We start from the raw sequence: 24,187 nt of genomic DNA, 5'->3' as shown, positions 1-24,187 counted from the left end.
TTGAAAAACTCTATTGCCTCATATACTTCATGGATATTTCACTGGTTCGCTCTAAGACTGTTGAGCTATTGTCGCTGATTACCGGACTAAAGCTGATTCCAAAAAGTCTCACGCCGCTCGTGATATTTCTGGCAAATTTAGTCACGGTGCTGCTGGCAGTGATAATTGATAAATTTCTGACTTCTGACAGTAGAAAACTAAAAATCAAGTGCTTTGTTACTCAAATGAATAGGATGGTACAAAAAAGTTTAGATGGACTATATCAATTTGAAGATATTTTAAAGGGTAAAATTCAAATTTCTGAAGTAGAAAAGCAGAAAATTTTAGAAAAAATAGGAGAAGCCAGTGGGCGCGATGTCAGAATCCGTCTATTGGCAGATCAACTGATACACCTAGTATTTGAGCAAATTGCTAAATCTTGGCATGAATGGCGTGAAGGATTGGGCGATCGCATAGCTCAAAGGAGCCAATATTGGAATTCTGAACACAATCCGGTTTTTAGCCAAGATCAACTCATTAGAGATTACACAAATAAATTTATCAGAGATTTGTCAACAGAAATAGATGAATGGGGAAATACGAAACTTAAGGACGTAATTTTACAAGAAAATCTTAAGTATTTAGACACTAGTATTGCTTATGAACTAGATGCTATTCAAGGCGAATTTAATAGCCTAGATCAGAACATCCAAACTAATTTTAGCGAACAGCTTAAACTGTCTATTAACGCTATACATGATGACTTTACGGGTTTCGGAGGAATTAGTGGTGGTCTTGGAATTGGTGCTTTAGCTGCTGGATTAATGGTATTTACAGGGCTTGGATTTATTGCCGTAATTGTTGCAAGTGTAGCTGCTGCAATTGCTGGTTCGTTTGGTTTTGGAATGCTAGATTTTGATGGACTAAAAGACAAAATAAAGGGGAAAGTTTTTGAACTAGGATTTCAAAAATTTGATGAATCAATGGATAAATTATCGGATAAGTTAGATGAAATTGTTGGATCAGTCTTTGAAAACCGAGTTGAATCAGCTAGTCGAGTCATCGCAGAAGCGATCGCACTTTACGAAAATCTCCTAGAACAGCAGGAAAAAGCTCACAACGAAACTCTGGAACAACGTGAGGCTGAAAAGATGTGGATTTATCAAAAGCGCCAAGAACTTGAGCAAGTACAGAATCGGCTGGAAGTCATTCTCAGTAAATGCGCCATTGTTTAATCGGCAAATTTATCAGGATCGTTTCTTTTGCAAGAGAGCGATGCCTAGGTTGGGCTACGCCTACGCAGGAAGTTGTGAGATGATGTTTTCTAGCCAGTCGTTTGTTAATTATCTATCTCCCAATCTTCAATCAGCAAGTTATTAACTCGCTTAAATTCTCTGGTGTTATGGGTAACAAGGGTTAAGTTATTTGTCAGTGCGATGGCAGCAATTTGTAAATCATAAGCTCCAATTGGAGTGCCTAATGCTTCTAGCTGAGAGCGAATCATTCCAAATGTCATTGCTGCGCGATCGTCAAAGGTTAGTGATATAAATTGAGCTAAAAATTCTTGCTGTAAGGTAAGATTACGTTCTGGGTTAGCACTTTTCATCGCGCCATAAAATAGTTCAGCTTTGACGGTTGAGCAAACGGCAATATCTTTAGTAGCAGTGGTTTCTAGTTTCTGCTTTAAGGTAGAATTTTTACCACGCATATAGATAATACAAGTGTTAGTATCTAGCAGAAATTTCACAGGATTGGTTCGCGTTCTGCTTGTTGTCCTTGGGGATGGCGAAAGAATGTTTCATCTTGGATACATCCATAGAATTGAGTCAGAGGATATTCTGGGGTTTCGGTTTGGGTTTCTGGTTGTAGGGACTCAATTAGGGTTTTTAGCAATGTCCAGCCTCGGCTAAAGTCGAGTTCTTCGGTGAGTTCAGCCAGGGGAGATTGACGGAAGAATTCTGAGAGTTTGGTGGATTGGTCTGGGTGCGTGTTGTGTGTGGTCAGGCTTTGGGCAAGGAGTTGGATAATATACAGTTTATCGTTGGGGGAAAGCTGAAGGAGTTGTTGTTCGAGTTCTGGGATAGCCATTATCGGGTTTAAGTGGAGGATAATTTTATTTTACTTTTAGGGTAAAGGGCTAATCTAGTTTGACTAGTTTTTTACCTGTTAATAGTTGTCACATTAACCCCTGTCATGGACTTTGCCTCATAATGAAAAAAGATTAAGCTGCACTCAGAAAACTCTCAATGAGCCAAACTAACCTAAATTTAGTTGCAATATCTATCTTTCTCATGACCCTATCGGTATTGTTGGGGCCATTCTTAAACATATCACCGGTAGTACCAGCGATCGCTACTTTCACCATCTTAGGCATAGCTACATTAGATAGTTTCAGCTTGCAAGGCAAGGGTGGTACTATCTTTGTAGATTGGATTGCTGGTTTTTCAAGTGAACACCGCGATCGCATCGTCCACCACGAAGCAGGCCATTTCTTGGTTGCTTACCTGTTGGGTATTCCCGTTACTGGCTACACACTCAGCGCTTGGGAAGCCTGGAAACAGGGGCAACCTGGGCAAGGCGGCGTTAGCTTTGATGATCGCGAATTAGCATCTCAACTAGAAGTGGGTAAAATCAGTGCCCAAATGCTAGACCGCTACTGCACTGTTTGGATGGCGGGTATTGCTGCTGAAACCCTGGTTTTTAATAATGCTGAGGGTGGATTTGATGATAAAAATAAGCTGATAGGAATCTTGACAATTTTGGGTTTTTCTGAATCAGTTTATCAGCAGAAACTGCGGTTTCATACCCTCCAGGCAAAAACCCTACTGCAAGAAAATTGGTCTAGCTACGAGGCTTTAGTTAATGCCATGAGAGAACGCACTTCTGTAGAAGATTGTCATGCTGCGTTAGGAGTGGAGAGTGGGGAATAGATCAATAACCTTCAACAGTGTAACCAGCAGCAACAATTACCTGTTTGATTGACTCTTCAGAAGCTGCGGATTCTACGGTGACAGTTTTAGCATTAACATCGACATCCACCTTGGCATCAGGTTCCATAACGTGGATAGACTCAGTAATTGTTTCTGCACATTTCTCACAAGCAATATTTGATACTTTTAGTTTTAGTGCCATTTGTTACCCCAATATGGAAATTTTCAATTATTTCTTCAGGATTAATCTTAATCATCAAAATGCGATCGCGCATCCTGCCAGAGTAATGTAATGGTGTAAAAGCATCCTAATCACTGCATATAGCTCACCGACTGGCACAATTCGCTAGCAGTAATATGAAACAAAATGCAAGAATATATAAAGCTATTTATGAAAATATCCTATCTAGTGCCGCTACGCGGAAATCTTAAAGTCAAAAGTTAAAAACCTATGTCTTCAAATCCCCACTACCTAAGCGGTAACGAAATTCGCAACATATTTCTCGACTTCTTTGCCGAACGGGATCACCAAATTCTCCCAAGTGCCTCCCTCGTGCCAGAAGATCCAACCGTGCTGCTGACGATCGCGGGGATGTTACCATTTAAGCCGATATTCTTGGGGCAGCGCACACCAGAATTTAAGCGGGCTACGACTTCGCAAAAGTGTATCCGCACTAACGACATCGAAAATGTCGGACGCACCAAACGGCATCACACGTTTTTTGAGATGCTGGGAAACTTCAGCTTTGGTGATTATTTTAAAGAACAAGCGATCGCTTGGGGTTGGGAAATCTCTACAGAAGTCTTTGGCTTCTCCCCAAAAAATCTCGTCGTCAGCGTTTTTGAAGATGATGATGAAGCCTTTGGAATTTGGCGGGATCAAATCGGTGTGGCGGTAGCGAGAATTAAACGCTTGGGCGAAGATGATAACTTTTGGGTATCTGGCCCAACTGGCCCTTGTGGCCCTTGTTCAGAAATATATTACGACTTCCACCCAGAACGCGGTGACGAAAATATAGATTTAGAAGACGATTCCCGGTTCATCGAGTTTTACAACCTCGTGTTCATGCAATATAACCGGGATGCGTCAGGCAATTTAACGCCTCTGCAAAACAAGAACATCGACACCGGCATGGGTTTGGATAGAATGGCGCAAATTCTCCAAAAAGTACCCAATAACTACGAAACTGACCTGATTTTCCCTATCATCCAAACAGCCGCCCAAATTGCTGGCATTGATTACCACAAAAGTGATGAAAAAACCAAAACTTCCCTAAAAGTTATTGGTGATCACGTTCGTTCTGTCATCCACATGATCGCTGATGAAATTCGCGCTTCAAATGTGGGACGGGGTTATGTGCTGCGGCGATTAATTCGGCGGGTGGTGCGTCATGGGCGATTAATTGGGATTTCTGACGAATTTACCACCCAAGTTGCTGAAACTGCGATCGCACTTTCAGAATCAGCTTACCCCAATGTGCGCCAACGGGAAGCAGCAATTAAAGCTGAGTTGCAACGCGAAGAATCCAATTTCCTCAGAACTCTGGATAGAGGTGAAAAACTCCTAGAAGAAATCATCCAAGAGGTGAAGCAGCAAGGGAAAACTTCTATTAGCGGTGAAAGCGCCTTTACTTTATATGACACCTACGGTTTCCCCCTAGAACTTACACAAGAAATCGCCGAAGAAAATCATCTTACAGTCGATGAAGCGGGATTTAATACCGAAATGCAAAAGCAGGTGGAACGTGCCAAAGCAGCACATGAAACCATCGATTTAACTGTGCAAGGTTCTCTCGACAAACTAGCAGAACACATCCAAGTCACCGAGTTTTTAGGCTATACCCAACCTGCGGCGACGGCGAAAGTCGAAGCGATATTAGTAGAAGGTGTTTCCCAAGAGGAAGCAGAGGCGGGGACAGAGGTGCAAATTGTCCTTGACAAAACGCCATTTTATGCTGAATCTGGGGGACAAATCGGCGATCGCGGTTATATTTCTGGTGATGGTATCGTTGTTCGAGTGGAAGACGTTAAAAAAGAATCTGATTTCTTTGTTCACTTCGGACGCATCGAACGCGGTACACTGCGCGTAGGCGATAATATTACAGCCCAAATTGATCCGGCTTGTCGGCGTCGCGCCCAAGCTAATCATACCGCAACGCACCTATTGCAAGCGGCGTTGAAGAAAATTGTTGATGATAGCATATCTCAAGCTGGTTCTCTGGTTTCCTTTGACAGGTTGCGCTTTGACTTTAACTGTCCGCGCGCGTTGACAGCCGAGGAAGTCCAACAAATTGAAGAACAGGTGAATACTTGGATTGCCGAAGCACATGCTGCGAAAGTGGAAGTATTACCTTTAGCAGAGGCGAAAGCTAGGGGTGCTGTTGCCATGTTCGGCGAAAAATACGGTGAAGAAGTGCGCGTGATTGACTTTCCTAGTGTGTCAATGGAACTATGCGGTGGGACTCATGTTAGTAATACTGCTGAAATTGGCGTATTCAAAATTATTTCCGAAGCTGGTGTGGCTTCTGGGGTGCGGCGTATTGAAGCTGTTTCGGGGCCAGCAATACTGGATTATCTCGAGCTTCGGGATAAAATAGTTAAGGATTTGAGCGATCGCTTTAAAGTTAAACCCGAAGAATTACCAGACAGAATCACAAGTCTGCAAAGCGAACTCAGAACTAGCCAGAAGGAACTAGAAACCTTAAAGGTACAGTTAGCGATCGCCAAATCTGACAGCTTGCTGCAAACAGCCGAAACTGTAGGCGATTATAAAATTATCGTCGCTCAATTAGAAGATGTTGATCCAGAATCTTTGAAAACCGCCGCCGAACGCTTACTGCAAAAAATCGGTAATGGTGCAGTGGTGCTGGGTTCTGTTCCCGAAGCAGGGAAAGTTAGTATAGTTGCAGCTTTTAGTTCTGAAGTGAACAAAAAAGGTTTGCAAGCTGGTAAATTTGTAGGTGCGATCGCTAAAATCTGTGGTGGCGGTGGCGGTGGAAGACCGAACTTAGCCCAAGCCGGCGGACGCGATGCGAGTAAATTACCAGAAGCGTTGGCACAAGCACAAAGTGAGTTAAAGTCCGCGTTGGGTTAACCATTTTCTGGTTCAACGAGCTACGGTGTACACACAAGTCCTAAAAATCTTGATAGGTGAATCAGTTTTAAATTTATCTTCTTTACCTCTTAAGGGACTTCCAAATTAAATAGGACTTACGCACAAGAGATCCCCCAACCCCCTTAAAAAGTTTGCTCTTTAAGGTTCCCCCCAATTTATCGGGGGGTTAGGGGGGATCTAGGTTTCAGGTTTTGAGTGCGTAAGTCCTGTTAAAAAACATTCAAAAATCTGATACAACAATCCTCTCTCTTCTTCATCTCTCTGTGCCCTCTGCGCCTCTGTGGTTCGTTTTCTTGGATAATTTATTTCTTGGAAATCCCTAACTTCTCTGCGAGACGCTGCGCGAACATGCTCTTTGCGGTTCCTTCTCTTATCCATCAAAATTAATGGGACAGACCACTAGTCTTAAGCCCCTTGTCTTTTCTATCGAGTCGCAATCACCATGATAAACCTTCAAAATCAGCCCGTCCCAGTGATAGTAGATACAGATGGTGGTGTTGATGATGCCTTGGCTCTGATTATGGCATTGAATTCACCTCAATTAGACCTGAAAGCAGTCACCGTTGTAGCTGGCAATATTAACGTAGATCAGGCTGCTAATAATGTGTTGCGCGTAGTGAGTATTGTCAAACCCAATACTTCGCCCATCCTTGCTAAAGGCTGTGAAAAACCACTGGTAAAACCGACCTTCAATGCAGCTGGGATTCATGGTGCAGATGGTCTTGGTGAACTCGATCGCTTTAAGGAAACTGATGGTACACCTCGCTATCCCAAACTTACTATTGAGCCATCTACAGAGAATGCTGTTAATCTGCTTCTTAAGGCAGCTCAAGAATACGGCGATAGTCTGACTATTATTGCTTTAGGGCCACTTACCAATGTAGCAACAGCGATTCAGAAAGATGGCGCAACGATGAAAAAAATTGGGCGAATTGTGATCATGGGTGGGGCTGTGACTGTACCCGGAAATATTACAGCAGGGGCGGAATTTAACTTTTTTGTAGATCCCGATGCGGCTCAAATCGTGATGGAATCGGGAATTCCCCTGACCTTAGTTGGTTTAGATGTGACGATGAAAGCTCCCCTAGCCCGCCAAGTTGTTGAAGAGAATTTACAGCGTCATCCTTCAAAAGTTACCCAGTTTATTGCCGATTGCGCTGGAATTTATATGGCTTTCCATCGTGACAATGAAGGCTTTTACGGATGTTATCTACACGATCCCTTAGCTATTGCAGTTGCTATTGATCCGAGTCTAGTCAAAACAGAGTCACTCTATATAAGCGTAGAAACCCAAGGACGATTTACTACTGGAATGTCATTAGCAGATCGACGCGATCGCAGAGATCACAAAGCTAATCCCCCCAATGTTGAAGCTTGTTTAGATGTGGATACTGAACGGTTTATGCAGCTGTTTGCTCAACTTGGTAATCTGCCTCTGGGCATCTGAGATTTAGCTAAACCATCTCAAATTCTAATTGATGACTATTGAGAAAATCATGGGTGAAATGATCCACCACATTTGTATCAGCTAGTTCCAAATTATAAAAATCCACAGCTTCATGGTCAAAATAGGGGCCAGCGTGCCAAGTACCCCCATGTAGCTTGATAAAACAATTCCCCGGAATGCGGAAAGCAGCAATCTCTTCTAATGCTGGTTGATTCAGATCATTATTAGGAGGACAAACTGCAATTAACCAATCCTTCCCTGACAAAGAACCCAGACATTGAGTGCATTGCACATGGCGAGTAATTTTGTGAAACTTTCGCCCTCTCTTCTCCAACCGCATAATATAAAATCGTGGAATCCCGTTTTGCAGGTTTAACTGGGCATCTTCCACATCGTAAGCTTTGCCATCAACACTTGCAAAAATCACCTGTCCATAACCCCGAAAGTTTTCAGAAGTCACCCATTGTGCCTGCAATTGTTGCACTGTTTTTGATGTACTCATATCAAATCTTTGAGAGAGATTACTTAGGTTTATTTTCCCCCAAAATAACTGAATTTTATACAGCCATTATGATGAATTCCTAACTTTAAATACCCTAAATTGTGAAAAAATGATCTCAGCTAGCTAGATAACTACGTACTTGTTCCTTTTGCCGTCGGAGGAGACTGAGAGCTTTTTGCTCTATCTGACGCACTCGTTCTCGACTAATACCCATGCGATCGCCTATCTGTGCTAAAGAAAGTTCATAGCCATCAGTCAGACCAAAACGCAAGGTTAATATTTCTCGCTGCTGGGGAGACAGCTTTGCTAACAAGTCTTGTAAGTCTTGGTGGAGAGATTCTTCAACAGCATAGTCTTCAGGAGAAGGGCCATCATCCTCCAGTATGTCCTGCAATTCTGTATCCTGTTGTTCACCAACTCGCGCCTCTAAGGAGAAGGGTTGACGGGCCAAATACAAACACTCTCGAACTTGGGTAGGTGTCAAAGATAACGCACTGGCAATTTCAGCAGTAGTGGGAACGCGACCCAACTGTTGAGACAATTCTCGTTGCACCCGTTTAATTTTATTCAGTTTCTCAAAGACGTGGATAGGTAAACGAATTGTACGTCCTTGTTGAGCGATCGCGCGGGTGATTCCTTGACGAATCCACCAGTAAGCGTAGGTAGAAAACTTATAACCAAGAGCGGGATCAAATTTATCCACCCCTCGCTCTAAACCCAAAGTACCTTCTTGAATTAGATCCATAAATTCCAGGTTGCGGTGCTGGTATTTCTTCGCCACAGCTACCACTAACCGGAGATTAGCCTGAATCATTTTCTGCTTGGCTTGGTGTCCTTTACTTAGCTGTTGCTCTAACACCTCAACACTTAACTCCACTTGATCTGCCCATTCTTGCAGCGTGGGTTGGTGATTTAATTTTACAGCCAATTCTTCCTTAGCAGCTAGTAAATTCATCATTTGCTGCACTTGTTGGGCAAAAATAACCTCTTGTTCGCGAGTCAACAAATCTACACGCCCGATCTCTTGCAGATAACTACGTACAATATCATCTGTACCTCGAGGTTTTTTATCTGCGGCTAAACTTTTTTTCTTCGTTTTTTGAACTTCGGTAGGTGGAGATGTTAAGTTGCTCATGGTTATTTGCTCTCTGTAACCTCATCAATTTATTGGTATCAAGTCTAGATATTCAGACCCTTAGCCATTTCACACTGCTAATCAATCAATTTGGCAATAATGATGAATTCTGGTCTATGATACATTACAAGTCAATTGTTGGAGATAATAAACCCAAAATCAACCCACCCATTAATAATAACATCTTTACCAGTTACAAATCAATTACCCAAGTATCATCAGCATATCTTTTCAACTAATTACACCTCCTTTGTTATTGATTTTTGCATATTTTCAAACACAATTCTGATATTTAGTTTAATTATTCAATATAGTTCCTGGAAAAAATGAATAATTGACCGAGTAACGATTTCATTACCTAAGAGACAAATTCCTAACAGCAAATACCAACATAATTCCGAATTATTAAATCACAGATTTTTTAAGTGTTAATGGTCTGATTATCCTTCCATATAATTCTGATTAAATGGAATTAATTAAATATAAAATGTCAATTTTTTACCTCTAATTTATTGCGGAATAATCCAATTATATCAAGCTGGGTACGTAGCGGGCGATCGCTAACCATGAAATCAAGCACTTTTCCTGCTCCCCCTGCTCAAGAATAGCTTTCTTTAGGAGTCCGGTCAAATACTTGTAATTAGGGATTTAGGATGACAAAGACGCGGGTATCTGTGACAATTGCACTTGTGTCATAATGCACGCAGATATCTGCATTGAATGCGGTATTATCAATATAATTATTTCTAGAGACATTTCCGAGACTAAAAGTAGTAACAGTGGTAACATTAGCACCAACGATAATACTTGGCAAGACAGCAACACCCCCGTAGCTTGCCGCCGTAGGTCTTACCCTGAGCCTGCGCCGTACCCTTCCCTACGGGACGCCAGGGGCGAACGGGATCTTGCTACGCGTAGCGTCTCCAAGAGTTGGGCATCCCCACTAATATCCTAATTGAAGCCAAAAGATTGACATTTAGAGGTGGGTAGTTGATACGACCAGACTCCCCACTTCTCCAATAAGTCGGAAATGATCTCAGACCCTTAACTAAGCAACATCTAACAGCTTTCTTGCTTACTAGTTTTCACCTTCCAGCTATTTTCAGGTAAATAGACCACGCAGTAGGGGTACAGCAATGCTCATTGGTGTCAACTTAAGCAAAAAGTCAGCATAAGATGTAATCTAAAAACATCGGAATTGATCTTCTTAGTTATACATCATGGGTAGAAAACCTCCAGCGCGAACAGGAAACCCAGATTTGCGGCAGCAAAAGCATATACCAGCGCCACCAATTGGGGAAATCGAGCAAGAAATATTTTCATTACTATCTCCGCGCAACTTTAAACCGTTAAAGTTGTATAAAAACGAAGACAAGAAGAAATTCCGAGATAGAATATTGAGCTAAAGAGTGATGATGGCGATCGTTGTGAGTTTAGTATATCGGCAGATTCCTGGGTTAAGAGAAGTATAAAGAGTATTATCACAAGAAATCTTGTGGAACATCAAAAGCTGTTTGGATTAGTCAAAACCAGGCGTAAGCGCCATCGAGAGATTGACGCTTACACCCAACAAATTTGGGCAAAATCTTCTTAAGTTGACACCAATGAGCAATGCTGTGCCCCTACGACAGATGTGGTTCAAATACATGATTTCTGCCGTAAGTTGACACAATTACACAGTTGTGAATCTATATAGATGATTGACTTGTTGCAAAGATTTTTGGGAAAATAGTACAACGTTGCAATTTTAGCCTAACTATTCAACCATCACTTTATTAGATATTGGTTAAGAAAAGCATTTACCTCATTGGCACATAACCCAACATTAACTGTCTTTCCTAATTTTCTAAGAATGTCCAATCCTTGACCATTATTACGGGGGTCTGGATCAACTATAGATACATATATTTCATGTATACGAGGATCTTCAGCGATCGCTAAAGCACATGCAGGTGTGCGTCCATGAAAAGAACAAGGTTCAAGAGTTACATACATTTTCAAGGAGTCGAAAGCTTTGCCTTGAATTTGGTTGAGTGCGTCAGCTTCAGCATGGTGTTTTCCTGGTACCCGTGTGTATCCTTGAGCTACTATCTCTTGGGCATCTATGATTACACAGCCTACTGGTGGGTTCGGCAAACATTCCGGCAAAGCTTTTCTGCTTTGAGCTAAAGCAGCCAGCATAAATATTTCATCCATATTTTAACGTAAATTATCTAGATAAATTACACTACCTAGAATTAATTATCTTTTGTTAAAAAAGTTCCTATATCAAAACTTAGTAACTGTCACACTAATACCAGAATCCAGTTTAGGAACCTTGAGATACTCAATTGGCTCAGAACTTTGGGTATTTGTTGGCTTTTGACATTGCTTAAAAAAAGCGTCTGGGTTCTTGATGAACTCAAGCGGGTTAATATTTTGGCAACCTCGCTCCCGCACTAGCGAAATTGATTCAGCAGTGTGTTTTGAATTATTAGTCTGTCCGATAAAGTTACTCCATGTCGTGTTAATTGTGGCTGGTTCCGTCAATAAAACTCCAGCCTGCTGATTGCGATCGGCTGTTGTCATGGGAACATTCTCTGGGTTGGCATAGGCACTCTGGGGGAGAGCGAGTGCGCTAATCACAACGACTAAGGTGATAGAAGAGGATTTCATAATTCAATCTCTTAACATCTAATGTCAGTTTAATAATTACAACTAGCTAGATACAAAAACCAAAAAATAGCAGCCTAGTTTGAGTACCTCAGATTAACACAGCTAGTAATAAGTATAGGTAAACTTCATTAAAAATATAGTGAAGTCTAGCCAGATGTAAGCTTTTGTCTGGGAGGAGGCAGGAGGGAAGAGGGTTGTAGCCTAGTTTATCTTTCTTGGGGCAGTTTCGTTTTATTGTGCCAACTTACTTACTAGCGGGAGCATCTCAGTTTTGCAGACCATAGAGAAACAAGATTCCTGCTCCCTCTCCTTAGTAAGGAGAGGGCTGGGGTGAAGTTTAGGCTTTCTACGAAAGTGAGATGCCCCCTTAGTAGCTGTTTATCTCTCATGCGTGTTCCCATCCGGTTAGACAGATCAGACAATATATATATACCGATCGCAAGTCTTTACAAATTTCATATTAAAATCACACAATCTTAGTATTGCCAGTCCCGGATCGTTCTCAAAATTGACTATTATTTCAGAGCAATAATTAATTGTTGCTGAAAGCTTTTTAAACAGCTTACATAAATATCCATCCAGTCTTTCCAAGTATTTCTTTTAACTAGCCAAACCCTACCTCTGAAATGGTTACAGCGCTTGTAGTCTGGCACAATCGCTCTATTACTTACCCTTGAACCATTAATTTTTCTTGTGTTTTCACAATCAGCGAATATACTGTCATGTATGAATTGTTTGTAAAGCTATTCAATTAAGTCTTTTTACATAATATGATGTTCAGTATTAGATTAATAATCAGTAGTTGCATCAGTAATAAGAGCAAAGTAAGTTAACCAAAAAAAATGGAAAGCCTCTAAATAAGGGAGAAATTTGTAAGTAATCCTGTTTTTCCTATCAGGATAATATCAAGCAATATCAGTTGAGATTGCGACTGATAAAACTATTAGTTTGCTTCAGATATTGAACAACCTCAACAAAAAGGCATTAGCTGCTGACAATTAACGCAAATATTACGATCCAAAAGTAGACTACAGCGCTACTGCCGAGAAAATACTGAGAAAAATCTGCTGTAAGTAAATCATCTTTCTTTATAAAACTTGTATATATTATGACGATGGAATCTTTACCCAACTTTAAAGAACTAAATATTCAGAAATACTTTGAAGTTATCAATACCTTTGCCAAAATAAGAGCCTACAACAATTTTGGCAAAAACTGGCAAAATTCCCCATACATAAGCATTTAGCGTACAAGGTGGCTTAGACTGCCAGAACCTTTATACTGCGGGCAATACGTTAAAAAAAACCTTGTGGTCAACCTGAAAGGAATTTTTAGGACTTATTGTTTTTGCCAAACCGAGCGAGAACAGCGAGTTAATAAGTACCTGGACAGAATTAATTACATATTAGTTATTTGCCAATCCTTTGCCAGCCAAGGATTTAAGACCAAATTTTTGTGTAATTAATTTTGTCCGACTACTTAGTGAAAGCGCCATCAACTCAGCCTCCCTCGTAAATTGGCGAAGGTATTGGTTATTCAACAAAAATCGGCTATCCCTCCCACCCCTCTTGTGGGGTGGGAGGGATAGCCGCCCGCCGATTTAGTCATTAGTCAAAAGTCATTGGTCATTGGTACTAATGACCAATGACCAATGACTAATGACTTCGATTTCCCCCCGGCTTCAAGCCGGGGGATGAGTTAACGGCGTTGGCTACCTCTAGTCGGAATTTTTAGCATAGCTGTTACCCTTGGATGCTTGTATGCATTTTCACTAAAGCCTTCATACAAGGCACAGAGTTAGCGCGTCTTAAACCCTCGGCAATTGATTTTTGTGAACGCAAAAGCATCAATAGTGATAATGCAGCCGGATAAATCCAGAGTTTCTAACAGTGCTGGAATTGCTGTGATTTCATTTGATTTACAACTGACCTTCGTTTGTCTTAAAACCAATCGATGTTGACTAGCCTATGCACTCACCATATGCAAGGCTTTTAGCTGAGATTCTCGGTCATACGAGCCTCGATGAGTTTTGCCCTGGTTAGCAACTACTTCTACGCCCAATTAATTTCTCAACTAGTGATTGCACCCACGAACGAAAACATTGCTCAAATTCTTTCTGGTTTATTCTCTCGAATACTCTTCTAAACGTATCTGGGCTGGGTATTCCTTCTGGCAATTCTAAAAATGTCTCCAAACACTCTTGTTTATTTACTCCATATTCCTCAATCTCTTCCCAACCTTGTGCAGCTGCTATTACTGCCAAAATAGCTATAGTGATGATATCAGTGAGCAAATGCCATCTCGTCCTTTCTACTCTGGGGTCTTTTATTTCTGTGAAGTATTCCTGAAATTTACTGGTAATGTCAAAGCTATCTATGCTGGGTACTAAAGATGCGTTGGTTTTGCAATTCCTGTTCTCAAATCCTATTGGCATTACTTTTATCTTGCACCTAGATGGATTAAATCTTACCCTAGCTCGGATAGTGCCACTTTGTTTCCAACCTGATTGCCGATCAGGCAAGTCCGCTTGTCAATAGGGTTTGAGACGCGCTAACCCTGGTTGTTCTATAACTCCACCCTCACTACCAATAGTTGTCTAACCAAAGCTTTGTCCTTTTTAGGACTTACGCAAAGGGAACGGAAAACGAACCACAGAGGACGCAGAGGTCACGGAGGAATGAGAGTTTGAGAGGGTTTTTGCGTAAGTCCTACTTTTAAAAGAGCCACGCCCATATGAATTAGTAATTACAAACTCATAATTGTTAGTTGTGACTCTAGAAAGCGCCAATTCGGTGAAAAATTACGTAAAAAGTTTTGCTAATTAACCATAAGTCATATAAGCGGTGCCAATTTCTTTGGTATTGCAAGTCTAAGTCAACTATTTGTTCAAAATCTGTGACTTGAGACCGACCATTTATTTGCCATTCGCCAGTTAAACCAGGCTTGACATTTAAACGTTGCCAGTGGCGTTTAGTATAATGGATAACTTCATCAGGTGTGGGCGGACGTGTTCCTACCAAACTCATTTCACCTACTAGAACATTCCAAAACTGAGGTAGTTCATCAAGACTAGAACGCCTCAAAAACTGACCCACCTTGGTTACTCGGAAATCATTTTTGTTTTTGAATATCAATCCGTTAGCTTCATTGTTAACTAAAGACTTTAATTGCTCTGCATTGCTCACCATCGAACGGAATTTGCGAATCACAAACGAGCAACCTTGAAGTCCATAGCGTTCTTGAGTGAAGAAAATAGGGCCGGGACTATCAATTTTAATCGCGATCGCTACAGGTACAAATACAATGGCTAGAACTAGTAATCCTAGTAAGCTACCTATAATGTCTAAACAACGCTTAAATTTACACTTTACTGAGATATGTGGAGTAAATTGTAATTCTCTAGTTGTAGCACTTTGAATAATGCTGCGTAATTGTTTGGGGTACATCATTCTTGACAAACTAAAGTGAGTCTATGTTGCTAATAGATTTAATTAGAGAAATAAATCTGCGTAAGAATGTTAACAATTTAAAATTCTTACATTTGCTTAATTTTTGGGTTTAATTACCCTCGTCTGTACGTGGTTTTTGCTTCAGCCTGTAAATTGGCAGAGGTATTAGTAACTGGCTTTAATTACGAATTACGATTTATCAAGTATGAATGATTGAAGATTCTTCCGATTAATAATCAAATCACTGATTTGTCCAGATTTTATTGTCTATACAATATAGTATTTATACTATATTGTATATGTTTAGAAAAACCTTTATCCTTCAGTATGTTGGAAGCGATCGCCTTTGTTTGCTTTAATCTCATGTTTTGGCGTTTCTTCCATCATGAGCTTACCCTCTTTGTTTGATGCACGCAAGAGGTTTATGGGGTCAGGATTCACATTCACTACTGTTCCTAAAATCGAAGCACCACTGCGTTGTAAATCATCAATCATTTGCTGTGCGATCGCTTTCGGCGTAAAGTCAGGGCGCACAACTAACACAACTCCATCCGTCTCACCACTTAAGGTCATCGCATCAGTGTATTCAAGCAAAGGAGAAGTGCAAATAATTACCAAATCATAAAGGGTCATTGCAGTTGCAATCAATTTTTTCATCGCCGTCGCTTCTATAACTTGGGCATGACGATTGGGGAATCCGCCATATGTCAATACATCAAGACCTTCGATCTCAGTGTGTTGTACCACAGACAGCAGCGATGCTTCTTCACATACAGCATCAGTCAAACCAGGCTGAGCCGACAAGTTAAAAAAGTAGTGCTGTAATGGATTAGTCAAATCAGCATCAATCAGCAGTGTTCTTTTAGACAACATTGTTGCTACACTTGCTAAATAGACACAGACACTCGATTTTCCCTCGCCACTGATACTACTACTGATGAGAATAGACTTCAGCTGGTTTTTGTTATTGAGTTGTAACTTTTTGAGCAACCGACGATAAGGTTCAACTGCTTTTGGATTGTTCAAAAAGCGGTTTAACTGACCCGGTTGTATTCGTAATCGCTCGGTAAGATTTCCCAACACTGGTAGCTTAATCTGATCTTCTACTTCCTCTGCGCTGCCAATCTTTGTATTTAGCATTTCACCCAAAAGAATTACACCGATCGCTAACACTAAACCTGCTGTTGTTCCTAACAGCAAAATAACCATTGGCTTCGGGTTTGCAGGCAAAGTCGGAACGGAAGCCAGCCCGACAATATGAACATTACTGACGAGTTGCGCTTCCGCGATCCGTGCTTCTTCTAACTTATTTTGTAGTAACTTAAGAGTTGTGGCTTCCTGTTCGTGCCTACGGACTAAAGCAGAGAGAATTCGTTGTTTAGTAGGTAACTCAGTCACGCGCGATTGCAAAGCAGCTTTTTGGCTTCTGATAACTTTTAGCTTATCTATTAATGCGTTGTACTCAATTTGACCCGTAATGTACGTAGATATCAAGCTACGGCTCAAGTCATCAGATGCAACTTCGTTTGCAGGAATCGATGATTCAACAGGAACAATCCGCCTCAGACTTTGATTATATAGAGCGCGTGTCTCATCTCGCTTTTGAAGCAAGTTAATCACTGATGGATGTTGATCGGAGAAACGACCCCGAGCCTCAATAATTTGCGAGTCTAGTTCAATAAGCCTAGCTCGCAAACCTTTAAGTTCGTCATCTTGACCAGCACGTGATGCTGTATAAGCACTTTGAATATTTTTGCTGCCAATAACTTTTTGAAGTTGTTCACTTTTTCGTTGTGCTTCTTGAAGTTGTGCCATCAATGTGCGTTCTTGATCTTCCAAAGCGGTTAAGCTGTTAGTCAAACTGGTATCTTGAGTTTCCAGAGAAACAATGCTGTTAGCTTGTTTGAACCGACTTTCAGCCGTTTCCGCACGCGCTAGCTTTTCTTGCTGCTCCGGGATTCGCCCCTCAATAAACTTCCGAACTGATGAAGCTTGTTGACGAATGGACTCTCCATTTTCTTGCACCATTGCGTTAGATATCGCGTTTAGCATAGCTGCAACTAACTCTGGATCTGAATCCTTGTATCGCAATTCCAGAATATTGGTAGCCGGCACAATTTTGACTCTGAGTCTAGAACCAATTTTATCAATTGAGGTGATTTTATGAGATAATTTTTTATGAGATAGGATCTCCAATGCTCGTTTTAAAACGCGCTCCGAGGAAACTAATTCCGCTTGAGTTGCAATCGGGTTTGCATTTCCTGAGGTTGTATTTGCCGCTAACGCTTGGCCCAGATCAGAAACGCTAACTCTTCGATCATCAAGAGTCAACCGAGCTGAACCTTCGTAAACTGGTGGGGTCGTTTTTAAGTACAAATATGATACGACGAGCACCGAGGCAAAGGAAGCAAGCGCACCCCAAAAATTGCGTTTTAGTGAGAACGCTAACGCTGGCATACTTTTCATGAAATCTTTCCTGTTATGAGAAATATTTTTTGTGCTATCGAAGCTATTAATAGGCTGGATTGAGGATTCCATTGTTGTCGCTTCCAGCTTTTATTCTCCAATATTCATAGCTTTTGAGAAAAATAGTCAAGGCTATAAATTGTAGAAGAGTGTCTATTTTTGATGCTGTGTTGACTTAACCGAATGTGGATATCTTCACTAATTTAGATTAGCTGTCTGCTTCCAAATACTTAGTACCGAGTGCTGACTCCCTTAGTGTAGCAGATTTGACCTGATCTGCATATAGTGAGGTTAGTGTCGAAGTAGGAACAGTAAGTGGTTTTGTTGAGATTCTATTGTACAGATCAATAAACTTGTTTGTAATTTGCTCCCAGTTATAGTTCGCGCTTACATAAATTTTTGCTTGTTCAGCGAATTTTTGAATTTCTTGAGTGTTATGGATTGCCCAATCTAGCTTCTCAATACATGAATTAACATCTCCTTTCCGGAAAAGTACGCCTCGATTTTGTCCGAGAAGTTGCCTATGAGGCAAAATATCGCTGGCAAGAATTGGAACACCCTCTGCCATAGCTTCTAGCATTGCCATCGGTAATCCTTCAATATCTGAAGGTAGCACAAACAACCCCGATCCTCTGACAATTTCCGCCAGGCGAGCACCCAAGAGTTGACCAGTAAAAAGAATATTTGGATTGTTGTTAGCTAAACTGAGTAACTTTGCTTTAAAGGTGGGAGAATCATCTCCTCCGACTAAAACCAGTTTCCAACCTGATTTTTGAAGTGATTGAAATGCTTTTATCAACAGATCAGGACACTTTTCAGGAACCAGCCGCCCTAAGAACACCATGTACCGTCCTCGCTCCAAACCCAACGAGGAAGTCCAAGTAAATTTAGTATCAGAAGCAGGATAGCTGGCTGGGGCGTTAGGAATATAGGCAGAGTCTCGACTGTAGTTGTTAATAAAGTATGATTGCAATGCACCAGACACTACAACCATTTCATGGGCACTGGAAACAGCAATTTTTTCACCCAGCAAGATAGACAACCGCGCCAGTTTTCCCCATTTTGCACGTTGCCAGTCTAAACCGTGGCAAGTGACCACAACCTTAGCTGGTGAGATCATGCGCGTTAACCAACTGAATAACGATGGTCCTAAAGCATGAAAGTGAACAATGTCATAATCTCCAGCTGTTAGCATAGCGCCTAATGCTGAGCTAATGATTACATCTGAACCGCCCACTTTGGGACACGGTAGAGAAATCACTCGAACTCCTTTGAAATCATATTGTCTAAATGCAGGCATTCTTGTGTAAAAAGAGCGAGCAAAGAGGTCTACCGAGTGACCCTGAGCAACCATGCGTGGATAAATTTCTGCACAATGATGTTCGATACCGCCTTCTTCTGGGGGCAACCCTTTTGCACCGATAACTGCAATCTTCATGTTCTATTCAGGTAAATGAAACTTTTGGAAAATAATACTAATCCGCACTTCAATTAGACCAATTCAAAAAATAAATTGGACTCAAAAAAGTATTATGGGATAAATTATTGATTCTATATATCTTAGAAATATGCTTTTATTTCTCGATCTAAAAAAGCAAATAAATTTTGCTCATAAAGAATCTTATTGCGAGCTTCTAAGATAGCAGGAAGGCGTTTTTCATATTCACCAGATTCAATAATCTCTTTAATTTTTTCCGAGCAGTTTGGATCGTGAATATCAATTGGAATATAGCACTCTTCGGGTAAATACTTGTTTACATTTGGGCTGCCATAATATAGCGGTAGAGAGAAAGAAAGCAGACAGTCTGCAATTTTTTCAGTCCAGTAAAAAGGAACAATACTGTTTTCGACAACAATCGAGTATTTACAAGGAGAAAGGACTTCCCATTTTGTTGGTGCAATTCCCCGATAATTTGAATATTTATTGAATTGATTGCTTCTTCCCCAAAGGGAAAACTCTAAATTGCTAGAAACTAAGCGCTCAATAAAGTCCAACCGCGCTTTATGCCCTTCTAGAGTTTTGAGACCCGAAGAAATCATACACAGCGTTTCCGTCTTTTGAGGTAAGGAAGCTTTCGCAAGAAAGTCCCAACTACGATCAACATGCATCAAAACGTAGGGTGGGGAAGGCACATATTTATTTGGGTATCGTTCGTATAGATCTGGGCAGTTGGTATAAAAACGGGAAATTTTGTGATGTTCATTCGGTTGATCCAAGCGAAACAGTTTGACATAGTCCGGTGGTTCCATGTGTAAGCCCCACACTTTATCTGGCGTAGGTAAGTCGATCGCAGGTAAAGGGTTTCCGGCATAATCGTGCGTACTCGTATTTAAGATTACGTATAGATCTGCCTCTCCTTCTGCCAAAAACAATGTGTTTCCCCACTGACAAGATCCTTTGGGAGTTTGATCGGTGATTCTTTCCCAAAGTGTTGGAAAGTTAGAAATCAAGCGAACTGTGACTTCAATTCCTCGTTTTTGCTTGTCGCTGGCAGACAATCCTAAAACCTTACGCTTTTGAATAGCATGAGCTAACTTTTCTAGCTTGGCTGTGAGCTGAACTTGCATGGCGATGAAAGACTCTTAGAGAATAGTAAAAAGAAAATCTATTGAATAGAGGCAATGCGGCTTTGCATAAATGCGGGATGAATTTGCGGTTGAAACCATTGAAAATTCGTGACAAACTTGGCGAAATCATCCGATGATTTAGCAACGCCAGGCAATGCTACTCAAGCCTGAGTTAAATCAGCAGTTTTAGGCAGACAATCGTTCGTGTACTTGGCGTGCCTGCCAACGCTGCATCATTCTGGCACAAACGTCTTTGACGATTGCGCTGGCGTGAAAAGGTTTAGCCGCATCAGTACAGGCTTCTACTGGAAAATTTTGCGGGCAGGCAAGCACTTGCTCGATAGCAGCAGCCAGCGCTTCAGATGTTCGCTCTTTGCAAACTACGCCAGATTGAGGCGTGAGCAAGTTGGGCGTTTCACCGCAATGAGTTGTGACGATGGGTGTACCACTGGAGAGCGCTTCTAATACTACGACTGGTAAACCTTCATAGACGCTTGACAGTACAAAGACACTGGCAACACGTTGTAGTTTTGCTAATTCGCTGTGTGGTAGTGCTCCTAGCATCGTGATGCGATCGCTCAAGTTGAGGCGGGCAATTTCGGCGCGAATCGGGTTTTCCAGATCGCCTTCTCCAGCAATCAGTAAGTGAGCGTTGGCATCGGCAAGTATTGCTATTGCTTGGATTAGTAACAAAGGATCTTTCTGGGCGTGCAGTCTACCCGCAAACAGAATGAATCGAGTCTGCTCTTTAAGACCAAGCGATCGCGCAAGCGCTCGTTGAGCTTGTACACGCTCGGTCGCAGACAATGCAAAGAACACATCATCATCAACCGTATTTCGCAGATATTGCACGCGATCGGCATACATCGGATAGCGCTCTTTGTAAAAGGCTGCCGAAGCAGTATTGCAAGAAAAAATTTCGGTAAACTGAGGCACAACTTGACGTTCAATCGCAAAATAAGCAGATGGAAAATACTGCCAAAGGATACTGCCTTTCTGGGCAGAGGGTTGGATCTGTTGTTGAATGTCGGTGTGAATAAACAGGGTTTTGTCTCCTACCCAGTGCCGCGTTGCTAACGTCGGTTCTAGCCGATGAAAGTGCATAAAATCCGACGCGAGGGAACGACGAAATAATGCAGCAGTGTAGCGAACCGAGTCTGGAATCAAACTTTTGCCATTCTCTTTTGGCTGTGTAAATAGAGGTAGAAAATGAATTTTTCGACCCGCCAAATTCATTTCCTGCCAGATTCCTGGTTCAACCCGCTTCTCTACCTGGGTTCCGACTAGGCGCAACTCAAAAGTGTCAGGTGCATACTTGAACAAAGAGCGAATCACAGTCTGAATACCGCCTAAACTCTTGCTCCACGGATCGAATTGGTAAAAAATAGTTAAAACAGGTCTACGCATGAGTTTTCGATGAATTATTTTAATATGCGAAAAAGCTAGCTTTGTTTATGGTTAAACAATGATATTTAGCCATATATCAATTAACTACTATTCTTGATATTTTTAATCCCTGTTTTTTACCTCCTGCTTTCTTTAAAAAATTAATGAACTCAGACTTTATTAAATAGGTTAAAGTTCTCAAGCGAATTAAATCTGTCCAGGAATCATATGGTGTGTTCCCATAAGAATTAATTAGTTTGGGATTGATATAAATTCTTCCTCCATTTGCTCTAATTTGTCTATGAAATTCAATGTGTTCGCAAACTTCATGATTGTCATTTACACCACTATATCTACAACCTAAAATTGAATTCATCTTATAAAGTGCAAATCCACCAAATGCAGATTCTACTTCGATAGGCGGTGTCTTTTTAGATATAAATATTTGTCGGTTTTTAATAAATAATTTTTCAGAAGGAATATGTTCAAAGATATCTTTGCAAGTGTTAATTTCACTCCAGCAATCTCCTGGGCACCATTGTGGATGTCTCAAAGCCCAAATATCATAATACTTTATGAGCTGGTTTGCAGTCATAACATCCCAATTATCATATTCAAAGCAACTGAAAACACTTTCAGGGCTAAGAAGGTTATTAATACCGTCCATATCAAAAACGCCCAGGTAATCAAAAGCTCTTAATTTATGGCAACTCTCGATTATTTCCAAAAACTTATTTCTACAGTAGGCAATTCTATGTGTTCTTAATGGTAAATTAGGCAACAAAGAGCCTAGAGAAACTATCATGACATTTGGAATTTTTCTTTGATAATGTTCTAATATATCTAGAGTTTTATCATTAGAATCACTTTCAATAAAAATAAACTGGGATTCATCGAATAATACAGAAATTTTTTCTAATGTTTTAAATGTTTTATGTAAACCTTTTTCACAGTTACGAACTGTTCCAGCAAAAACAATTTTTTTTTCCATTTTTTTCCGGGTTAACTGCATGAAAAAATTAAGCCTAAGTTGGTAGACAAGAATAAATCAAAGTATGTTGGGAGCATCTTACTTTCGTAAAAAGCCTTGTTAAACCTCACCCCAACCCTCTCCTTGGTAAGGAGAGGGAGTAAGAATCTTGTTTCTCATCTGGTATATTTGCAAAACTGAGATGCTCCCAAGTATGTTTAGCAATGTAAAATAATTGAGCAAAGTCCTGCCTACCTTTTAACAAGAGGAGGAACTACATAGAGTTTCTGATTTTTGAGAACAGATAACACTTGAGCATCAACCGCATTCACCCCTCCGTAGGGAGCGAACTCTGCTGCACTGAAGTTACCTTTGATGTCAAAGTCCCTAACGCCAGTATCATCCATGTACCAACCGTAGGTTTGAATCGCTTCTAAAATGCGCCGGGCGGGGAGTGAAAGATTTAAACTGGCTAAATTGAGATTGGGATCTAGCTGCACCAAGAACCCATATCCAAGCAAGCCCCGATTGTTTTGGTCGATAGATTGGTCATAGTTACTAGCTGGATAGACAATCGCTTTCCAGGCATTGCGAACCGGACCCGATAGGGCGTGAGGAATTGGTTGTTGAGGATTAATCGCTTCTCCAGGACGAATCAGCGTTACGATATCTGATTTATTTGCAGCGTTAATTCCGCCTGCATCTCCTAGACTTGGCAGTTGATCGGGCTGTTGAATATGCATTGCCGACCAGTCACCAAGCAACGGTTGACAGTTTTCGATGGTTCCCCAAGTAGCTATAGTTTTGTTTGTGGCGCGATCAAGCCAAACCACTGTCCGATCCGATTGATTGCGAGGTACTCCATTGGCAGTACTGCCGAGTTTGGTATTAGCGCTGTCAGGAATATGCCATTTGACGTTTAATCCAGTCCAAGGATTGAGCTGGGGACAAGTGCCAATTTTCGCATATTGATTTGCTTGCTCCAAATGAATCGTGCGGATTGGATCGCTAGCACTGCCAATGACAACTCCGATGCCAAATTCATCAGAGCCATCACCAGATAGTCCTAAAGTTGAGATGTGACCACTTTGAACATAACCAGTCGGAAGTAGCACACGGGGAAAATTAGTCGGAATTTTTTGATAAAAAGGAGCATCAATTGAGTAAGGCTGAGGATAACTTCCATCTAAAGGTTGGGGTGTTTGCTTAGACCAGTTCTGAGGCTTAAGTTTACGAAGTTCGTTTTTATCCAACGAAATATCAATCCCGACTGATTGATACATACGAATGATTTCTTTGCGCTTCTCGGCGTAACCCGATTCTAGGGCAATCCCTGGTGTTGCAGTTTGGTCATAGATTTGCTCAACTGTACGTGAGCGGGCTGTGAGATGCGGCTGATACTGACTGAGTTCGTTACTAAAGGCAAGGTTGGAGACATCTGCTGCATTAGCCGTGAGCGAGGGCGAGTTGTGAGTGAAACAACTGCTCATTAGAATGACTAAAGCAAACAACGCAATGTAGGAAATCGTAGATTGTATTCTTTTATTCATAAGTGAGTGCATAATTTGCTCCAAGCTAAGTCATA

General features: G+C 41.1%; 19 protein-coding genes and 2 pseudogenes. 5 read left to right on the top strand and 16 right to left on the bottom strand.

The features are described from left to right. Window positions 1–29: 29 nt before the first annotated feature. The gene (locus V7L05_RS06525; protein ID WP_335162897.1) at window positions 30–1,214 is read left to right on the top strand and encodes a hypothetical protein; all 1,185 of its coding nucleotides are present in this window, start codon (window positions 30–32) and stop codon (window positions 1,212–1,214) included. Between the two features lie 104 nt (window positions 1,215–1,318). Here V7L05_RS06525 and vapC read toward each other — a convergent pair whose 3' ends face one another. Both vapC and V7L05_RS06515 read right to left on the bottom strand, forming a co-directional pair. Next, complete coding sequence (gene vapC, locus V7L05_RS06520) at window positions 1,319–1,726, bottom strand: type II toxin-antitoxin system tRNA(fMet)-specific endonuclease VapC (RefSeq protein ID WP_334953430.1); 408 nt, start codon at window positions 1,724–1,726, stop codon at window positions 1,319–1,321. Continuing rightward, window positions 1,723–2,067, bottom strand: a complete 345-nt coding sequence (locus tag V7L05_RS06515) for a hypothetical protein (RefSeq protein WP_335162896.1) — start codon at window positions 2,065–2,067, stop codon at window positions 1,723–1,725. The genes vapC and V7L05_RS06515 overlap by 4 nt, the downstream gene beginning before the upstream one ends. A 158-nt stretch (window positions 2,068–2,225) precedes the next feature. Between V7L05_RS06515 and V7L05_RS06510 the strand changes: the two genes are divergently transcribed. Beyond that, a complete protein-coding gene (locus tag V7L05_RS06510; protein ID WP_335162895.1) occupies window positions 2,226–2,909 on the top strand; it encodes an ATP-dependent Zn protease in 684 nt (227 codons plus the stop codon). A 1-nt stretch (window position 2,910) separates the two neighbouring features. Here the strand turns inward: V7L05_RS06510 and V7L05_RS06505 are convergent, their stop codons facing one another. Continuing rightward, window positions 2,911–3,111, bottom strand: a complete 201-nt coding sequence (locus V7L05_RS06505) for a heavy-metal-associated domain-containing protein (RefSeq protein ID WP_335162894.1) — start codon at window positions 3,109–3,111, stop codon at window positions 2,911–2,913. Window positions 3,112–3,360: 249 nt separating this feature from the next. Between V7L05_RS06505 and alaS the strand changes: the two genes are divergently transcribed. Continuing rightward, a complete protein-coding gene (alaS, locus tag V7L05_RS06500; protein WP_335162893.1) occupies window positions 3,361–6,003 on the top strand; it encodes an alanine--tRNA ligase in 2,643 nt (880 codons plus the stop codon). 463 nt (window positions 6,004–6,466) lie between these two features. Beyond that, window positions 6,467–7,471, top strand: coding sequence for a nucleoside hydrolase (locus V7L05_RS06495; protein WP_335162891.1), 1,005 nt, complete (start codon window positions 6,467–6,469; stop codon window positions 7,469–7,471). Window positions 7,472–7,478: 7 nt separating this feature from the next. Here the strand turns inward: V7L05_RS06495 and V7L05_RS06490 are convergent, their stop codons facing one another. From V7L05_RS06490 to V7L05_RS06480, 3 genes and pseudogenes are all read right to left on the bottom strand, one after another. Further along, the gene (locus V7L05_RS06490) at window positions 7,479–7,973 is read right to left on the bottom strand and encodes an ureidoglycolate lyase (protein WP_335162889.1); all 495 of its coding nucleotides are present in this window, start codon (window positions 7,971–7,973) and stop codon (window positions 7,479–7,481) included. A 115-nt stretch (window positions 7,974–8,088) separates the two neighbouring features. Further along, on the bottom strand, window positions 8,089–9,108 hold the full coding sequence (locus V7L05_RS06485; protein ID WP_334953424.1) for an RpoD/SigA family RNA polymerase sigma factor: 1,020 nt from the start codon (window positions 9,106–9,108) through the stop codon (window positions 8,089–8,091). A 640-nt stretch (window positions 9,109–9,748) separates the two neighbouring features. Next, window positions 9,749–9,928: pseudogene (locus V7L05_RS06480) on the bottom strand (DUF3172 domain-containing protein); the annotation flags it as partial. Between the two features lie 400 nt (window positions 9,929–10,328). On the opposite strand from V7L05_RS06480, the pseudogene V7L05_RS06475 reads away from it, so the two are divergent. Beyond that, window positions 10,329–10,577: pseudogene (locus V7L05_RS06475) on the top strand (IS4 family transposase); the annotation flags it as partial. A 298-nt stretch (window positions 10,578–10,875) separates the two neighbouring features. Here the strand turns inward: V7L05_RS06475 and V7L05_RS06470 are convergent. The 10 genes from V7L05_RS06470 to V7L05_RS06425 form a co-directional block, all read right to left on the bottom strand. Then, window positions 10,876–11,304, bottom strand: coding sequence for a bifunctional diaminohydroxyphosphoribosylaminopyrimidine deaminase/5-amino-6-(5-phosphoribosylamino)uracil reductase RibD (locus V7L05_RS06470; protein ID WP_335162887.1), 429 nt, complete (start codon window positions 11,302–11,304; stop codon window positions 10,876–10,878). Between the two features lie 72 nt (window positions 11,305–11,376). Next, on the bottom strand, window positions 11,377–11,763 hold the full coding sequence (locus V7L05_RS06465; RefSeq protein ID WP_335162885.1) for a hypothetical protein: 387 nt from the start codon (window positions 11,761–11,763) through the stop codon (window positions 11,377–11,379). Window positions 11,764–13,801: 2,038 nt separating this feature from the next. Beyond that, complete coding sequence (locus V7L05_RS06460; RefSeq protein ID WP_442937130.1) at window positions 13,802–14,197, bottom strand: ISAs1 family transposase; 396 nt, start codon at window positions 14,195–14,197, stop codon at window positions 13,802–13,804. A gap of 340 nt (window positions 14,198–14,537) precedes the next feature. Further along, complete coding sequence (locus V7L05_RS06455; RefSeq protein ID WP_335163065.1) at window positions 14,538–15,209, bottom strand: sugar transferase; 672 nt, start codon at window positions 15,207–15,209, stop codon at window positions 14,538–14,540. Between the two features lie 318 nt (window positions 15,210–15,527). Then, the gene (locus V7L05_RS06450; RefSeq protein WP_335162883.1) at window positions 15,528–17,327 is read right to left on the bottom strand and encodes a GumC family protein; all 1,800 of its coding nucleotides are present in this window, start codon (window positions 17,325–17,327) and stop codon (window positions 15,528–15,530) included. A 559-nt stretch (window positions 17,328–17,886) separates the two neighbouring features. Then, window positions 17,887–19,116 carry a glycosyltransferase family 4 protein gene (locus V7L05_RS06445; protein WP_335162881.1) on the bottom strand — a complete coding sequence of 410 codons (1,230 nt, stop codon included), beginning with the start codon at window positions 19,114–19,116 and terminating at the stop codon, window positions 17,887–17,889. A gap of 122 nt (window positions 19,117–19,238) precedes the next feature. Continuing rightward, window positions 19,239–20,177 (bottom strand): glycosyltransferase family 10 domain-containing protein, encoded by a 939-nt coding sequence (locus tag V7L05_RS06440; protein ID WP_335162879.1) that lies wholly within the window; start codon window positions 20,175–20,177, stop codon window positions 19,239–19,241. A 255-nt stretch (window positions 20,178–20,432) separates the two neighbouring features. Then, window positions 20,433–21,653: a glycosyltransferase family 4 protein gene (locus V7L05_RS06435; protein WP_335162877.1), complete on the bottom strand. Its 1,221-nt coding sequence runs from the start codon at window positions 21,651–21,653 to the stop codon at window positions 20,433–20,435. A 76-nt stretch (window positions 21,654–21,729) separates the two neighbouring features. Further along, window positions 21,730–22,623 (bottom strand): hypothetical protein, encoded by an 894-nt coding sequence (locus tag V7L05_RS06430; RefSeq protein ID WP_335162875.1) that lies wholly within the window; start codon window positions 22,621–22,623, stop codon window positions 21,730–21,732. Between the two features lie 230 nt (window positions 22,624–22,853). Then, window positions 22,854–24,152, bottom strand: coding sequence for a hypothetical protein (locus V7L05_RS06425; protein ID WP_335162873.1), 1,299 nt, complete (start codon window positions 24,150–24,152; stop codon window positions 22,854–22,856). Between the last annotated feature and the right edge of the window lie 35 nt (window positions 24,153–24,187).

The sequence above is a fragment of the Nostoc sp. genome, assembly GCF_036917755.1.
Classification (GTDB): domain Bacteria; phylum Cyanobacteriota; class Cyanobacteriia; order Cyanobacteriales; family Nostocaceae; genus Nostoc.
Note: the sequence above shows the minus strand (reverse complement) of the source record. Positions and strands in the feature narration are given on the sequence as shown.

Coding starts and splice junctions, on each gene's coding strand:
- V7L05_RS06470 (WP_335162887.1), bottom strand. CDS start 11,304: ATGGATGAAATATTTATGCTGGCTGCTTTAGCTCAAAGCAGAAAAGCT.
- V7L05_RS06525 (WP_335162897.1), top strand. CDS start 30: ATGGATATTTCACTGGTTCGCTCTAAGACTGTTGAGCTATTGTCGCTG.
- V7L05_RS06510 (WP_335162895.1), top strand. CDS start 2,226: ATGAGCCAAACTAACCTAAATTTAGTTGCAATATCTATCTTTCTCATG.
- V7L05_RS06465 (WP_335162885.1), bottom strand. CDS start 11,763: ATGAAATCCTCTTCTATCACCTTAGTCGTTGTGATTAGCGCACTCGCT.
- V7L05_RS06495 (WP_335162891.1), top strand. CDS start 6,467: ATGATAAACCTTCAAAATCAGCCCGTCCCAGTGATAGTAGATACAGAT.
- V7L05_RS06515 (WP_335162896.1), bottom strand. CDS start 2,067: ATGGCTATCCCAGAACTCGAACAACAACTCCTTCAGCTTTCCCCCAAC.
- V7L05_RS06505 (WP_335162894.1), bottom strand. CDS start 3,111: ATGGCACTAAAACTAAAAGTATCAAATATTGCTTGTGAGAAATGTGCA.
- V7L05_RS06425 (WP_335162873.1), bottom strand. CDS start 24,152: ATGAATAAAAGAATACAATCTACGATTTCCTACATTGCGTTGTTTGCT.
- V7L05_RS06455 (WP_335163065.1), bottom strand. CDS start 15,209: ATGTACCCCAAACAATTACGCAGCATTATTCAAAGTGCTACAACTAGA.
- V7L05_RS06445 (WP_335162881.1), bottom strand. CDS start 19,116: ATGAAGATTGCAGTTATCGGTGCAAAAGGGTTGCCCCCAGAAGAAGGC.
- V7L05_RS06490 (WP_335162889.1), bottom strand. CDS start 7,973: ATGAGTACATCAAAAACAGTGCAACAATTGCAGGCACAATGGGTGACT.
- V7L05_RS06485 (WP_334953424.1), bottom strand. CDS start 9,108: ATGAGCAACTTAACATCTCCACCTACCGAAGTTCAAAAAACGAAGAAA.
- V7L05_RS06460 (WP_442937130.1), bottom strand. CDS start 14,197: ATGCCAATAGGATTTGAGAACAGGAATTGCAAAACCAACGCATCTTTA.
- alaS (WP_335162893.1), top strand. CDS start 3,361: ATGTCTTCAAATCCCCACTACCTAAGCGGTAACGAAATTCGCAACATA.
- V7L05_RS06435 (WP_335162877.1), bottom strand. CDS start 21,653: ATGCGTAGACCTGTTTTAACTATTTTTTACCAATTCGATCCGTGGAGC.
- V7L05_RS06430 (WP_335162875.1), bottom strand. CDS start 22,623: ATGGAAAAAAAAATTGTTTTTGCTGGAACAGTTCGTAACTGTGAAAAA.